Annotated in this window: 16 protein-coding genes; 9 read left to right on the forward strand and 7 right to left on the reverse strand. The window is 60.3% G+C overall.

What is annotated here, in order from left to right; translation table 11 throughout:
• Positions 1-140 precede the first annotated feature (140 nt).
• From QC815_RS02720 to QC815_RS02735, 4 genes are read right to left on the reverse strand one after another with little or no spacing between them, the layout of a single operon-like run.
• A complete protein-coding gene (locus tag QC815_RS02720; RefSeq protein ID WP_230446534.1) occupies positions 141-812 on the reverse strand; it encodes an HAD family hydrolase in 672 nt (223 codons plus the stop codon).
• Positions 809-1783 (reverse strand): 2-hydroxyacid dehydrogenase, encoded by a 975-nt coding sequence (locus QC815_RS02725; RefSeq protein WP_230446535.1) that lies wholly within the window; start codon positions 1781-1783, stop codon positions 809-811. The genes QC815_RS02720 and QC815_RS02725 overlap by 4 nt, the downstream gene beginning before the upstream one ends.
• 42 nt (positions 1784-1825) lie before the next feature.
• Positions 1826-2809 (reverse strand): sugar kinase, encoded by a 984-nt coding sequence (locus QC815_RS02730; RefSeq protein ID WP_309766843.1) that lies wholly within the window; start codon positions 2807-2809, stop codon positions 1826-1828.
• A 34-nt stretch (positions 2810-2843) separates the two neighbouring features.
• Positions 2844-3851, reverse strand: coding sequence for a LacI family DNA-binding transcriptional regulator (locus QC815_RS02735; RefSeq protein ID WP_230446537.1), 1008 nt, complete (start codon positions 3849-3851; stop codon positions 2844-2846).
• 215 nt (positions 3852-4066) lie between these two features.
• On the opposite strand from QC815_RS02735, the gene QC815_RS02740 reads away from it, so the two are divergent.
• Both QC815_RS02740 and QC815_RS02745 read left to right on the forward strand, forming a co-directional pair.
• Positions 4067-4876, forward strand: a complete 810-nt coding sequence (locus QC815_RS02740) for a methyltransferase domain-containing protein (protein ID WP_230446538.1) — start codon at positions 4067-4069, stop codon at positions 4874-4876.
• Positions 4873-5865, forward strand: a complete 993-nt coding sequence (locus tag QC815_RS02745; RefSeq protein ID WP_230446539.1) for a class I SAM-dependent methyltransferase — start codon at positions 4873-4875, stop codon at positions 5863-5865. The genes QC815_RS02740 and QC815_RS02745 overlap by 4 nt, the downstream gene beginning before the upstream one ends.
• 156 nt (positions 5866-6021) lie before the next feature.
• Here QC815_RS02745 and greB read toward each other — a convergent pair whose 3' ends face one another.
• Positions 6022-6564 (reverse strand): transcription elongation factor GreB, encoded by a 543-nt coding sequence (gene greB / locus QC815_RS02750; RefSeq protein ID WP_309766846.1) that lies wholly within the window; start codon positions 6562-6564, stop codon positions 6022-6024.
• 173 nt (positions 6565-6737) lie between these two features.
• Here greB and QC815_RS02755 point away from each other — a divergent pair, with 173 nt between their 5' ends.
• From QC815_RS02755 to cysN, 6 genes are all read left to right on the forward strand, one after another.
• Positions 6738-7382 (forward strand): tetratricopeptide repeat protein, encoded by a 645-nt coding sequence (locus QC815_RS02755; protein WP_309766848.1) that lies wholly within the window; start codon positions 6738-6740, stop codon positions 7380-7382.
• A 74-nt stretch (positions 7383-7456) separates the two neighbouring features.
• Positions 7457-8131, forward strand: coding sequence for an NUDIX domain-containing protein (locus QC815_RS02760; protein WP_230446542.1), 675 nt, complete (start codon positions 7457-7459; stop codon positions 8129-8131).
• Between the two features lie 2 nt (positions 8132-8133).
• The gene (locus QC815_RS02765) at positions 8134-8580 is read left to right on the forward strand and encodes a DUF1249 domain-containing protein (RefSeq protein ID WP_230446543.1); all 447 of its coding nucleotides are present in this window, start codon (positions 8134-8136) and stop codon (positions 8578-8580) included.
• Positions 8580-9314 (forward strand): metallophosphoesterase, encoded by a 735-nt coding sequence (locus tag QC815_RS02770; RefSeq protein WP_309766850.1) that lies wholly within the window; start codon positions 8580-8582, stop codon positions 9312-9314. Before QC815_RS02765 ends, QC815_RS02770 begins: the two co-directional genes overlap by 1 nt.
• A gap of 157 nt (positions 9315-9471) precedes the next feature.
• The gene (gene cysD / locus QC815_RS02775; RefSeq protein WP_309766852.1) at positions 9472-10434 is read left to right on the forward strand and encodes a sulfate adenylyltransferase subunit CysD; all 963 of its coding nucleotides are present in this window, start codon (positions 9472-9474) and stop codon (positions 10432-10434) included.
• Between the two features lies 1 nt (position 10435).
• Complete coding sequence (gene cysN, locus QC815_RS02780; protein WP_309766854.1) at positions 10436-11872, forward strand: sulfate adenylyltransferase subunit CysN; 1437 nt, start codon at positions 10436-10438, stop codon at positions 11870-11872.
• A 276-nt stretch (positions 11873-12148) separates the two neighbouring features.
• Here cysN and QC815_RS02785 read toward each other — a convergent pair whose 3' ends face one another.
• On the reverse strand, positions 12149-12871 hold the full coding sequence (locus QC815_RS02785; protein ID WP_230446547.1) for an ATP-binding cassette domain-containing protein: 723 nt from the start codon (positions 12869-12871) through the stop codon (positions 12149-12151).
• Entirely contained in the window at positions 12868-13572 is a 705-nt protein-coding gene (locus QC815_RS02790; RefSeq protein WP_230446548.1) for an ABC transporter permease, read from the reverse strand. Before QC815_RS02790 ends, QC815_RS02785 begins: the two co-directional genes overlap by 4 nt.
• 129 nt (positions 13573-13701) lie before the next feature.
• Between QC815_RS02790 and QC815_RS02795 the strand changes: the two genes are divergently transcribed.
• A complete protein-coding gene (locus QC815_RS02795) occupies positions 13702-14589 on the forward strand; it encodes a helix-turn-helix transcriptional regulator (RefSeq protein ID WP_230446549.1) in 888 nt (295 codons plus the stop codon).
• The last annotated feature ends 110 nt before the right edge of the window (positions 14590-14699 follow it).

The following is a 14699-nucleotide window of genomic DNA, read 5'->3' on the forward strand; positions in this document are numbered from 1 at the left end:
GAGTGCCAGGGCAATCTCCTGACCCAAGCCTTTGTTGCAGCCGGTGCCCATGGCCACCTGGCCTTGCAGTGAAAATAACCTCATCGACATCTCCTTAACGTTATGCTGAGCCCATCATCGCTATACGGCTGCTTTCTGGTTTAACCGAGCTGGGCAATAGCCGCAGGTAGTTCATCGGCGTGGTGAATGCCGATAGCGCCTTCGGGGGTGGTCTCTTCGTCCGGGAAGTGGTTGAGATGTATTACCTGCATGCCCGCTGCCAAGCCGGCTTCTACGCCCACTGCCGCGTCATCGATCACAATACAGGCATGGGATGCATAGCCCATGGCAGCCGCTGCCTTGCGGTATAGTTCAGGGTCGGGCTTCCATACGTTGAGGGTGTAAGCGCTGAATAACTTACCTGCAAAGTGGTGACCCAATTGGGTGCTTTCCAGCGCACAGCGGATTTTGCGCTCAGGGCCGTTAGAAACCACGGCCATGGCATGATGGCTTAACTGGTCAAGTGCGGCGGGTATGCCCGGGATCGCCTTAAGCTGGCTTCGCATGTGGGCCTCCATTCGTGCCCGCATGCCCGCCTCAAGCTGTGTGAAAGCGTCTTCTTCTAACGCCTGAAAACGCGCTTCCAGTGTTTGCACGATGGTCTGGAAACGTACGCCGCGAAACTCATCCATATATTGTCGCGCGGAGAATGGCAGGCCGAATTCGGGGAGAATAGCGCCCATGACGTCGGCGAGCAGGATCTCGCTGTCGACCAGGGTGCCATCGCAGTCGAAGAGTAAGCACCGCAAAGCGGATGACTGGGCAACGCTCATTTCCACAGTTCCTCATTCACCAGGCTGATGGGGCGCTCGCCCTGCAGTGCCAGGCGAATATTATCGACCGCCCGTTGGGCCATGGCGTCGCGGGTTTCGTGGGTGGCAGAGCCAATATGGGGCAGGGCGACCACATTGGGCATCTTCGGCAACGGCGACGATACCGACAGCGGCTCCTGCTCGAATACGTCCAGCCCTGCCGCGTGGATGACGCCGTTTTCCAGGGCGTGTATCAGGGCGTGTTCATCGACCACTTTGCCACGGGCGATATTGATGAAAATGCCCGAGGGCTTCATCCGGGCGAACTCCCGGGCGCCGATCAGCCGCTCGGTGTCGGCGGTGAGGGGCACCGTGACACACACGAAATCGGCTTCGGCCAGCAGCTCGTCGAGCTCGCGGCGCTGGGCGCCCAGTTCGTTTTCAAGCGCAGGTTTGGGCGAGGCGTTCGAGTAGAGCACCTGCATGCCAAACCCTAGAGCACCACGCCTGGCGACGGCCTGACCGATCCGGCCGAAGCCCACCATGCCCAAGGTCTTGCCATGGATATCGCTACCGAACCGATCGGGGCCAATGCTTGCCTGCCAGTGTCCGGCTTTCACCCACTCGGCTAATTCAACGGCGCGCCTGGCCGTGGCCATGATCAGGGTAAAGCCTGTGTCGGCGGTGGTTTCGGTAAGCACGTCGGGGGTGTTGCACAACATGATGCCGCGCCGGGTCAGTTCCTCAACCGGGATGTTGTCGTAGCCCACCGAGATGGTCGCGATGACTTCCAGCTCGGGCGCGGCGTCCAATAACGTCGGGGTAATCGCCAGGCCGGAACCGATGATGCCTTGCGCCCCCGCCAGTACTGCGCGATTTTCAGGCGCATCCAGTGCGGTAGGTTTTGGCAGTACGTCTACCTTGAACAAGTCGTTGAGTGTGTCGAGCTGAGCGTCGCTGAGTCGTCCTTGAACTACCAAACGTTTCTTCACGGTTATCTCCTTGATAAAAGCCTTTTAACGTATCGCCAAGCGTCAGGCATCGGGGTGGTTGGCTTCAAGCGCCTGGAGTTGCTGGCGATTGGGTAGCCCTTCCATATCGCCTATCACCTGAACGGCCTGGGCGCCCACCAGGTTGCCCCGGTTGAGTGCTTGCTTAGGTGACAGGCCGTCGAGTAGCGCGCTGATCAACCCCACGGCGAAGCCGTCACCGGCGCCGACCGTATCCACCACCTTGGCCACGGGCTGACCCGGCACGGTAAAACTCTCCAGTTTGCCGGTAAGCATTCCCCGATAGTAGCTGCCTTCTGGCCCCAGTTTAATCACTACCGCCTTGGCGCCGCGCGCCAGGTAAGCGTCGGCGATGGCGTCCGGGGTCTCCTGCTGGGTTAGTAACTGCCCTTCGGCAAGGCCGGGCAGCACCCAGTCGGCGTGGCTGGCAAGCGCATTCAGGGTGTCGCGCATGGCGTCTTCACTCGGCCAAAGCGAGGGGCGCAGGTTAGGGTCAAAGGAGATGCTGGCGCCTTGGGCACGGGCCTGCTGCATTAAATGGCGCGTTAACTGGCAGGCGCTTTCAGAGAGCGCAGGGGTAATCCCAGTGGCGTGTAGATGGGTGAGCGACGAGAAGTCGATGGTTGATGCGTCGTCGACGGACAGATAACTCGCAGCACTGCCGCGTCGGAAATACTCCGCGCGAGGATCGGCGCCTTCCTCGGCCCGCTCTTTGAACATCAGCCCTGTTGGATGCTGCGTATCGGTATGGAGGTAACGGTCATCGATACCTTCAGCGCTCAAGGCATGCTGGATAAAACGGCCGAGGCTGTCGGTACCGATACGACTCAACCAGCCTACATGAAACCCGAGGCGGGACAGTCCAATCGCCACGTTATTGTCGGCACCGGCCAGCCGGCGATGGAAGTGCTCAATCGCTGACAGGTCACCTTGGTCATCGGCAACGAACATGGCCATTGCTTCGCCGAAAGTAAGCACCTGAGGGGAAGAAGAGCGCCTGTTTTCCATGGGAGTAGTCTCTAGCAAGTGGAATAGGTAACGGTCACGGAGCGGTACTGCCCCGGACGAGCAGTTGAGGTGAGTGACGGCTGTGAAAAGTCAGCGGCGTCGCGCGTCGTTCAAGTTGGTTAACCAGACAGGCGACGGCATCACGGCCGATGCTGTCGGTGGGCTGGGCAAGCGTGGTAATGCCCGGTGTCATCAGTTCGCACCATTCGAGTTCGTCGATGCCCATCAATCCCACGGGGCCCATCGCGACGCCGAGCCGCTTGAAACAGCGCGCCATGGCCAGCGTGGCGTTGCCATTGGCGCACAGCACCGCGCAATGGCCGGGCGCATACGGTTCCACGAACGTGGCCAAGTTTGCACAGGGCGCGTCGATGTCCCAATGGCTGAGCATCAGCGTCTGGTGGGTGAACCCCATTGCGTCTGCCTGTTGCTGAAAACGCTCCAGTCGCGCCTGGCGAGTGCTGGTGTGCTCGGGCGTTTCGCTGACATACAGAATCGAGCGATAGCCCTGCTGCGCCAGGTGCGCCAGGGCCATATCGATCGCCAGGGCATTGTCGAGACCGATCACCTCAGCGTTGAGATGCTTGATGTCACGATCGAGCAGAACCCGGGGCACGCCGCTGTCCAGCAATGTCTGCCCCGACTGCCCGACGGCATTGATAATCAGCCCTTCGACCTGATAGGCCGCGAGCGTCGCCAGGTGGTGTTGTTCGAGCGCCGGGTCGTTATCGGTATTGCAGACGATCAACGAATAACCGAAGTCGCGGCATGCGATCTCCACGCCATGCATTACGGCCACCGAAAAAGGGTTGCGTATATCCGCCACCATCATCCCCAGCAGGCGGGAGCCGCCGCCTTTGAGTCCCCGGGCCATCTGGTTGGGCTGATAGCCCAATGCCGCCGCAGCCTCGGCAACACGCTGCTGCAGCGATTGAGAAAGCTTGTCGCGTTCGGGGCCAAAGAAGCGTGAAACGCTGGACTTGGAGGTGCCCGCTCGCTTGGCAACTTCGATCAAGGTGGCCCGGGTAGGCGGCGAAGGCATAGGTGTCGGTGCGCTGTAATTAAAATGGGAACGTTCCCAACGCTAGTCGGTTTCTATGCGAAAGGCAATGCCAAATGAGCATATAAGGAAGCGGCTACCCGCCAGGCCAGCGGTGGCATTGGTCAAGCCCCAGTACCGATGATCGGGCGACGGCAGGCGTTTCACCTATAAGCAAGGTAAACTAGCCAGCTTTGAGACGACAACTGGCTTGAGGCATGCAGCGAATTGAAGAATTAAGCGAGGAAGGCGATCGGTACTTCGATGGCCTGGTCGACAAGTTTGCCCGCTCGCTTTACCAGGCGCCGCGGGGTGAGCTACGCCTGGCGATGCTCGACCATTTACTGCCGCAAATGCTGGACTTGAGCCAGCAGGCGGTGCTGGACGTTGGCGGTGGGCTAGGTCAGCAAGCCGCATGGTTTGCCAAGCGAGGGCACGCCGTCACCATGACCGAGCCCTCCGCCGACATGCTGGCCTATGCGCAGCACTGGCATGCGGCGTGCGACGAACTTTCCTCGCAGGTGATCACTTATGGGCAGGCCCCGTTGCAGCATTTGGCCGATGAGCACCCCGGCCCCTGGCCGCTGATTACCTGCCATGCCGTGCTGGAATGGCTGGGCGATCCGCGCGCAGCGCTGGCGTCACTGGCGGCGCTTTTGGCGCCGGGGGGGCAGTTGAGTCTGATGGTCTTCAATCGTGATGCGCTGCGTTTTTCCAACGCGCTGAAGGGCAACGTGGACAAGGCGCTGAACGACCGGCTGGAAGGGCAGGGCAAGCGCCAGCGCCTGACCCCAATCTCGCCGGTGACCCACGACCAGATAGCGCAGTGGAGTGCGGATCATCATCTGACGATCGAATCAGTAGCCGGGATTCGTATCTTTCAGGATTATCTTCAGCACCCGCCAACCAGTGACGCCGAGCGTGACAAACTGCTGGCACTCGAAAAGCAGTATTGCCAATACGACCCCCATTGGCGGCTGGGCCGCTACCTGCTTTATACCCTGCGCAAACCGGAGACCGTCATATGAGTGCGCAAGTACCCGCGTGCCAACTGCTTGAGCGGCAATCGCGCCATTCACCCTTCTGGGTAGTGGGGCCGCCTTTGGATCCCTGGCTGGTGGCGCAATCCGCCGGCGTGGTGAGCGCTGACCTGACCGCGCTCGACGCCTGGGCCGCTGGCGGTAAGCCGGCGCGCACCCCGTTTGAGGAGCAAGGCGGCGCGCCTTTGTCCGGCGAGGTGGTGCTGTTCTGGCCCAAAGCCCATCAGTTGGGGCTTTGGTGGCTGCAGTGGCTCTGTGAGGTGCTGCCCGCTGATACCCCTCTGGAGATTGTCGGTGAGCACAACGGCGGCATCAAGCGGGTGCCTAAGGTGCTGGCGGAGCGGGGGATGGAATGCGACAAGCTGGATAACGCTCGCCGCTGCTCGCTGTTTGCGACGCGCACGGTAAAAGAGGCCGCCACGGACGAAGCGTGGCAGCGCTTCGAGGCGCTGGGGCTGACGTTGATCAGCCATCCCGGTGTATTCGGCCATGGCAAAGTGGATGAAGGCACCCAGCTGCTGTTGGAATGTCTGGAAAGCGGGCTACCCCGCACCCCAAAGCGCGTGCTGGATATGGGGTGCGGCGACGGTATTATCAGCGCGTGGCTTGCTCAGCGCGGCCACCATGTCACCGGTGTGGACGTGAGTGCGTTTGCGGTTGAAGCGACCCGGCGCACGCTGAGCGCCAATGGCCTGGAGGGCCGCGTGGTGCAAGGCGATGTTTATGCTGCCTTGCCGGATGAGTCCTTCGACATTATCGTCAGCAATCCGCCGTTTCACCAGGAGCGCGATGTGAGCTATGGGGCAACCCAGCGACTGATCAGCCAGGCGCCGGATTATCTGGCGCCGCAAGGCCAGCTTTTCATGGTCGCCAATGCCTTTTTGCCGTACCCCGATCTGCTACAGCAGGCATTTCAGTCGTTTCAGACGCTGGCGGATAATCGCCGGTTTAGGGTGTACCAGGCGCAAAAGCGTTAGGAAATCACTGATTAACTATTGCGCTTGGCCATACGGCGTTAAAAATCGCCTCGTGCGCGAGTCCGATCAAAATTCTCATTTACAATCAGTAAACTCCGCTTTTTCGTTAATTTTTGCCTTGTCTGGCCTGCGCTCATAACGTTAATCAGAGATTTCTTAGCCCGCACTGGGGGCGGTGTACGCTACGCTTGTCACGGTGTAGAAGGTTTCACCGTCCGGCGTGAGCACGGTGATATCATCGCCGACTTCCTTGCCCAGCAGCGCTTTCGCCATGGGGGCGTCGATGCTGATCCAGCGTTTTTTCGTATCGGTTTCATCGTGGCCGACAATGCGAATCTCGAGTGTGCCGCCTTCTTCGTCCTCAAGCTTGACGAAGGCGCCGAAAAACACCTTGTCGGTATTGGCGGGCAGGCGGTCGACCACCTGGAGTTCCTCCAGGCGCGTGGTGAGGTAACGGATGCGCGCGATAACGCGATTCAGCTCTTTCTTGTTGTAGGTGTAATCGGCGTTTTCGCTGCGGTCGCCCTGGGCGGCCGCTTCGCCCACTTTCGCCGAAATTTGCGGACGTTTCATCCGCGAGAGATGATCCAGAATACCCCGCAGGCGTGCGGCGCCCTCGGCGGTAATCAGGTTGCTTTTGGGTGCCTGGCGTGGATCTTTTGCCGGGTCGCGCCAACGGGACATATTGCGGCCTTTCATTGCCAACTCCTTTGTTTAGGCGGTACCTACTTTAACGTGATTTGCCCCGGCGCGGCCAAACGCCATGGAAATGATTTGCGACTGGCGATTAATTCAAACGTTCGTTACATTGTTTGGGTGGCTGCACCTTGCCACCTGCACGAATCGGACAACAACAATCCAAGGAGTTGATAATGGCCTATCCCCATCTGATGCGCTATCTCGCATTGAGCGCGCTTGGCACCACGCTGACGTTCACGTCGTTGAGCGCGATGGCCTACGAAAGCGAGCTGTTCTCGCTGAAGAATCGTTGGGAACATACCGTCACCGAGATGCCCGAAAGCCAGCGCGAAGAAGCGCTAAGCGGTCTCGCAGACGAAGCCGACCAGCTGGCGGAACAGCATAGCGATCAGGCCGAGGTGCTGGTCTGGAAAGGCGTTGTGCTTGCCGCCTACGCCCGCGAGCGCGGTGGCCTCGGCGCATTGGGCGTTGCCAAGGAAGCCCGCAGCACGCTCGAACGTGCCATCGAGATCGACCTGGACGGCAATAACGGCTCGGCCTACGTAACCCTGGGCGCCCTGTACGATCGCGTGCCCGGTGGTCTGATCAGCTTTGGCGACAGCGATAAGGCGGAGGAAATGTTTCAGCGTGCGCTGGAGATCCGCCCCGATGGCATCGACGTCAACTATTACTATGCAGCCTTTTTGCAGGAAGAAGGCAACACCCAGGCGGCGCGTGAGCATGCCAGGCGGGCGGTCAATGGAACCGCCCGAGAGGGGCGCCAAGCTTCCGACGAAGCCCTGCGCCGAGATGCCCAGACGTTGCTCGATACGCTGTAGCGTTCATTCGACAAATTGGCATTCCCGGTGGCAAGCATTGATAATAGGCCGATTGTTACCACTGGGAGCGCCACATGGCATCCGCCACTCGAACGCCACTACTCGACACGCCGCCGCTGGGGCGAGACGATGTCGAGCTGCTGAAACGCGACACGCTGCATCAGGGCTTCTTCCGGCTTGAGGCACTGGAATTGCGTCACCGGCTTTTTGAAGGCGGGTGGAGTGACGTCATGCGGCGTGAAGTGCATCACCGCTTTGATGCCGTCGGCGTGCTGCTTTACGATCCCGAGCACGATGCTCTGGTACTGATCGAGCAGTTCCGCGCCGGTGCTTTTGACGATCCACAGACCCCTTGGAAGCTCGAACTGGTCGCCGGCCTGGTGGAAAAGGACGAGTCGCTGGAAAGCGTGGCCCGCCGAGAAGCCCTGGAAGAAGCAGGCTGCCGCGTTGGCCGACTCACCAAGCTGCACACCTATTACCCAAGTCCTGGTGCCTGCAACGAACGGGTGACGCTCTTCTGCGGCCTGGTCAACACCCAGGGGCTCGGCGGGATTCACGGCCTGGATGAAGAACACGAAGATATTCGCGTCCATGTGGTGTCTTTTCCCACCGCGTGGGAACTCTTGAGCCAGGGACGACTCGACAACGCCATGTGCTTGATTGGACTGCATTGGCTAGCGGGCCAGCGCGCCTCGCTGCGCGCCGCTTCGCAGTCAATCCCCCCGCAAGGCGAAACCGACGAGGAGTGATCATGGCGAAAATGGCTTATGTCACCGATTTAAAAACGCTCCAGGCCGAGTGCAGCGCCAACTATGTGCGCCTGGTTCGCCTGGTGGGTGACCTGGAAGGCGATCAGCAACGCAACATTGCCTTGCGCAGCGACGATCAGGATTTCGGCGATTTACAACTCAAGATTTTGCAAAACGCCCCTTACACCACCATGCTGGAAGTGTCGCAAAGCAGCCCGATGGATACGCTGTGGGAAGGCCCCAGAATGCGTGTGCATCTTTACCATGACGTCCGCATGGCGGAGGTGACCGATTTCCAGCGTGAGCGCCATTTCAGGGGACGCTATCGCTACCCCAATGCGCGCATGCACCAGCCCGATGAAAAGCTGCAGCTAAATCGCTTTCTTGGCGAATGGCTGGCGCATGGTCTGGCGCATGGACACACTGTCGACGTCCCGGAGCTCCCCTGATGCGCCTGGTGCAAATCACCGATGCCCACCTCTACGCCGACAAGCAGGCGCGCTCCCGGGCCGGCGTGCCTTGGCAGCATCTTGAGCGCGTGCTGGAAGCGGTCATTGCTGAACGACCCGATTTCGTGGTGTTGACGGGCGACGTCAGCCAGGATGAAACGGCGGCATCCTATGCGCTCGCGATGGAGGCCATGTCGCCGCTGACGTGCCCCTGGACCTGGCTGGCCGGCAATCACGATCAGCCCTCCCTCATGCAGGCCGAGCACCCGCTGGTCGACGAAGTCGATCTATCGGCTTGGCGGCTGCTGCTGCTGCATACGCCGGTCGCCGGTGAGCCATACGGTCGCCTTGGCCCAGAGGCGCTGGCCGCGCTTTCCACCACCCTGGCGACGGACGAGCGCCCGACCCTGATCGCGATGCATCACCCGCCCGTGGACGTGGGCGCCGCCTGGATGGACGCCATCGGCCTTCAGGATCGTGAGGCGTTCTGGCAGGTGGTAGGTGCTTGTCCGCAGGTCAAGGTCATTGTCTTTGGTCATGTCCATCAAGCCTACGCCGAGCGCCACCTGGCGGGGGAACACGAGGTGGCCGTGTATGGCTGCCCGGCGATATCCGATCAGTTCATGCCCGGTGCGGAACAGTTCATGATCGATGAAGCGTCACGCCCGGGCTATCGCGTCCTTGACCTCAAAGGCGGTCAGTGGGAAACCTGGCTTGAGCGGGTGTCGGTATAGCCGGCATGGCAACCATTTGATGAGATAGGTAGTAAAAGCATAAAAAGATAGTTATTAATTCTTTTGGGTTATTATTGCCGAAACGTTACCCTACCCACATTCTGGCGCTTAGCGTTTTGCGCAGTGCAACACGTTTGTTTTTGTGAGGTAGTCGGCCATGTCCCAGTTTTCCACGCGCTCAGCCGCGCCGCAGCCTGAGGCGTCAGGTGCGCTCAGTGCCGCCCGCATGACGCACTTGAAACAGCTCGAAGCGGAATCGATCCATATCATCCGCGAAGTCGCCGCCGAGTTCTCCAACCCGGTGATGATGTATTCCATCGGCAAAGATTCATCGGTGATGCTGCACCTGGCGCGCAAGGCGTTCTACCCCGGCACCCCGCCGTTCCCGTTGCTGCACGTCAACACGACGTGGAAGTTCAAGGAAATGATCGACTTCCGCGACCGCATGGCGGCCAACGTGGGCATGGAACTGATCGAGCACATCAACGAGGAAGGCCGCGCGGCGAACATCAACCCGTTCGACCACGGCAGCGCCAAGTATACCGACATCATGAAAACCCAGGCGCTCAAGCAGGCGCTGGACAAGTACGGGTTCGACGCCGCCTTTGGCGGTGCCCGCCGGGACGAAGAAGCTTCCCGCGCCAAGGAACGGGTGTACTCCTTCCGCGACAAATACCACCGCTGGGATCCCAAGCGCCAGCGCCCGGAGCTGTGGAACATCTACAACGCCAAGGTCGACAAGGGCGAATCGATCCGCGTGTTCCCGCTCTCCAACTGGACCGAGCTGGACATCTGGCAGTATATCTACCTCGAGTCGATTCCCATCGTGCCGCTGTACTTCTCTGCGCCACGCCCGGTGGTCGAGCGCGACGGCATGCAGATCATGGTCGACGACGAGCGCCTGCCGCTGGAGCCGGGGGAAGTGCCGGAAGAAAAATGGGTGCGCTTCAGAACCCTGGGCTGCTACCCGCTCACCGGCGCGGTAGAATCCACCGCCGCCACGCTACCGGACATCATTCAGGAAATGCTGCTGACCAAAACCAGCGAACGCAGCGGCCGCGCCATCGACCACGACCAGGCCGGCTCGATGGAGCGTAAAAAGCGCGAGGGGTATTTTTAACATGGCTCACCAATCCAACCTGATTGCCGACAATATCGAGCAATACCTGCAAGAGCACGAAAACAAGGATCTGCTGCGCTTTATCACCTGCGGCAGCGTCGATGACGGCAAGTCCACGCTGATTGGCCGGATGCTCCACGACTCCAAGATGATCTTCGAGGATCAACTGGCGGCGATTACCCAGGCCTCCAAAACCAGCGGCACGACCGGCGATAACGTCGATCTGGCGCTGCTGGTCGATGGCCTGCAGTCGGAGCGCGAACAGGGCATTACCATCGATGTAGCCTACCGGTTTTTCTCCACCGACAAGCGCAAGTTCATCATCGCGGATACCCCGGGGCACGAGCAGTACACCCGCAACATGGCCACCGGGGCCTCGACTGCCAGCCTGGCGGTGATCCTGATCGATGCGCGTTACGGCGTGCAGACGCAAACCCGGCGGCACAGCTTTATCGCCGACTTGTTGGGCATTCAACACCTGGTCATCGCGGTCAACAAGATGGATCTGGTCGACTTCTCCGAGCAGCGTTTCAACGAGATTGTCGAGCAGTACCGTGCCTTTGCGACCAACCTCAAAGCCCCCGATATCCGCTTTGTGCCGATGTCGGCGCTTGACGGCGACAACGTGGTCAACCCCAGCGAACAGACGCCCTGGTATTTCACGGCGGGCTATGAAGGTAAAACGCTGATCGAGCTTCTGGAAAGCGTCGAGGTGACCTACGACCAGAACCTCACCGACCTGCGCTTGCCCGTGCAGTATGTCAATCGTCCCAATCTCGATTTCCGCGGTTACTGCGGCACCCTGGCCGCCGGCGTACTGCGCCCGGGGCAGGCGGTGAAAGTACTGCCGTCGGGCAAGACATCCCAGGTGGCCCGGGTCGTGACCTTTGACGGCGATTTGAACGCAGCCTATCCGGGGCAGGCGGTTACCGTCACGCTGGTCGATGAAATCGACATCTCCCGGGGGGATTGGCTGGTCAGCGCCGAGGCCGACGTGCCGCTTTCCAACACCTTCACGGCGGATATCGTCTGGATGCACGAAGACGCGTTGGCGCCGGGCAAGCTTTATGACTTCAAGCTTGCCACGCGGGATCTGTCCGGTCAGGTCAGCGACATTGACTACCAGATCGATGTCAATACGCTCGAGAAGCACACCACGGATTCGTTGAGCCTGAACGCCATTGCCCGCTGTGAAGTAGAACTGACGGCGTCGATTCCGGTCGACGATTATCGCACCAGCCCCGGCACGGGTAGCTTCATCATTATCGACCGGCTGACCAACGTCACCGTTGGCGCGGGTATGATCCGCGGCGTTGCCAGTGCCTCGGAGGGTCAACCGCCAACCACCGATTGGGCCGCCTTCGAGCGCGACCTCAACGCCCTGGTACGCAAGCATTTCCCCCATTGGGAAGCCAAGGATATCCGCCAGCTGTTGTAACCCAGGAAGGTGTATCGAAGAACGAAAAAGCCCCTCTGGCCGCGCCAAAGGGGCTTTTTTTAGGGTGATCATCTGGGCAGATTATTGGACGTTGGGGAAGCACAGAGGCTGACCGTCGACGTCGTCGGCGGCAATCGCCTGCTGGCCTTCATCGCAGAGCCGCCTTTCATGCCATGGTTCGGTCAGGTCATGCGTCAGAGGCTTGGCAGGCTGATGCGGGATACAATCGCGGTCTTTTTCATGTCATGAGTTTATTGTTGTGACGAGAGGGCAGGGTTACCAAACCAGTTCACCCTGAATAAACGCGCGACCCTCCGCAGAGCGCGGCGCGGCGAAAAAGGTCTCGGCCGGACTATGTTCCAGCAATCGCCCGTTGTGCAGAAACACCACGTCGTCGGCCAGTCGCTTGGCCTGATGCAAATCATGGGTGGTCATCACAATGCGGGTGCCGCTGGCATGGAACGCCATTACGGCATCTTCCACGGCCTTGATCGCCGCCGGATCCAGGGCCGAGGTGGCTTCGTCGAGAAACAGCACGGCCGGGTCAAGCAGCCAGGCGCGCGCCAGGGCCAGGCGTTGCTGCTCGCCGCCTGACAGCACCCGGGCCGGACGGTGGGCAAGGGAGGTTAAACCGAAAGTGTCGAGCGCTTGATAGGCACGCGCTTTACGCTTGGCGCGGGGCGCTTTGTGAATGGCGAGCACATAGGTCAGGTTGTCGAGCGCTGAGCGGCGCAGCAGTACCGGGTGCTGAAACACCATGGCCTGCACCGGTGTCTTGCCCTGCCAGCGCACCTGTCCGCTGGTCGGCACCAGTAAGCCGTGGGCCAGCCGCATTAAAAGACTCTTGCCGGCCCCGTTGGGCCCCATGATGACCGTCCGTCGAGAGCCAGAAAGGGTTAGCGAGGTGGGGGCTAGAAGCGCCTGCCCGCGATGCTCAAAGCTGACGTTCTCCAACTGGAGGTCGGGAATCGGAGTCTGTGTCGAAAAGGGCGCGTTCATCCCAGGCGCCTCTTGGCGGTTTCGCCCATCAAATGGGCGAGCGCATTGATCAGCGTGACCAGTGCCAGCAGAATAATACCCAGACCAAGGGCCAGCGGCAGGTTCCCTTTGCTGGTTTCCAGCACGATGCTGGTGGTCATCACACGGGTGACACCGTCGATGTTGCCGCCGACAATCATTACCGCGCCGACTTCCGCGCTGGCCCGGCCAAAGCCTGCCAGCATGACGGTGATCAGCCCGACCCGCGCGTCCCAGAGCAATGTGGGCATCATGCGCGCCTTTGAGAGCCCCAGTGATTGCAATTGCTCGGCGTATTCGCCGTGCAGCGCTTCCACCTGCTGGCGGGTCAGCGACGCAATGATCGGCAGCACCAGCACCCACTGGGCAACGACCATGGCGGCTGGCGTGAACAGCAGCCCCCATTCGCCCAGCGGTCCGGCGCGGGATAGCAGCAGATAAACGCATAGACCCGCCACTACGGGAGGCAACCCCATCAGCGCATTGAGCACGATAATCACGCCGTTGCGTCCCGGAAAGCGCCACAGCGCCAGGGCGGCACCCAGCGGCAGGCCGACGAGCGCCGCAAGTGACACAGCGACGAGAGATACCTGCAACGACAGCGTCACGATCGAAAACAGATCGCTATCCATATGGAGAATAAGCTGTAGCGCCGTCAGAAAGGCGTTATGGCTATCAGACATAAGCAAGGGTTGGCATGGTGACGTCGATTCATTGTGCAGGAAAGCACAGCATGTAGGTAAAGACGTGCAAATGCACCCTATGCTGAAATTTATGCATTTTTATGCATCATAAAACCTAAGAGGTGGCCAGTGTCGTCGACCGAGATGTATTTAACTACCAGCGAAGTGGCCGCTTACCTGCGTCTCAAGGAGCGCAAGGTCTACGATCTGGTGCGTCAGGGCCAAATTCCCTGCAGCCGGGTCACGGGGAAACTGCTGTTTCCCCGTCAGCAGGTGGATTTGTGGGTGCTCAACCACCTGGAAGGCGATCAAGCGCAGCGCCAGCCGCCGCCTGCAGTCGTGGCCGGTAGTCAGGATCCGCTGCTCGAGTGGGCGATACGCGAAAGCCAGTCGGACCTGGCCAGCCTGTTTCACGGTAGCGGTGACGGCGTGCGTCGTTTGCTGGAAAGTCGCGCCATGGTGGCCGGCGTGCACCTGCTCGACCAAGCAAGCGGTCGCTACAATCAGCCCATACAGCTGGGCCTTGGGGGCGTCAGAGACCTGGTCGTGCTGCGCTGGGCGACGCGCCGTCAGGGGTTGTTGATTGCCGAAGGCAACCCGCTCGGTATTACCGGCATTGCTGACCTTGCGCGCCCTGAGGTACGCGTAGCGCACCGCCAGCCCGGTGCCGGGGCGGCTCAGTTGCTTTCGTATTTGCTGGCGCAAGCCGGTATCGCCGAGACGTCGGTGCGTTGGGTAACGCACCTCAGCCTGAGCGAAGATGATTTAGCGCTCAGCGTGCTGCAAGGCGAGGCCGATGTTGGGCTGGGTGTCGAGGCCGCCGCCCGTCGTCAGCAGTTGGCATTCATTCCGCTCTTTGATGAACAGTTCGATGTGATGATGCATCGGCGCAGCTACTTCGAGCCCAGCGTTCAGTCCCTGCTGGCATTTACCCGCAGGCCCCGGTTTGTCGAGCGCGCCGAGGCGTTGGGCGGCTACGATATTTCCCAGTCGGGCAACGTGGTGTACAACGCTTAGCACACTTGGCTGCGCGGTTCATGGCTTGACGATTATACAGCAGGTGCCACACTGGCAAGATGTTGTTAATGTTTAATCATCACGAAATGGAGAGCATGATGAATCAAGCA

The sequence above is a fragment of the Vreelandella gomseomensis genome (assembly GCF_031451645.1).
In the GTDB taxonomy this organism is placed as follows: domain Bacteria; phylum Pseudomonadota; class Gammaproteobacteria; order Pseudomonadales; family Halomonadaceae; genus Vreelandella; species Vreelandella gomseomensis.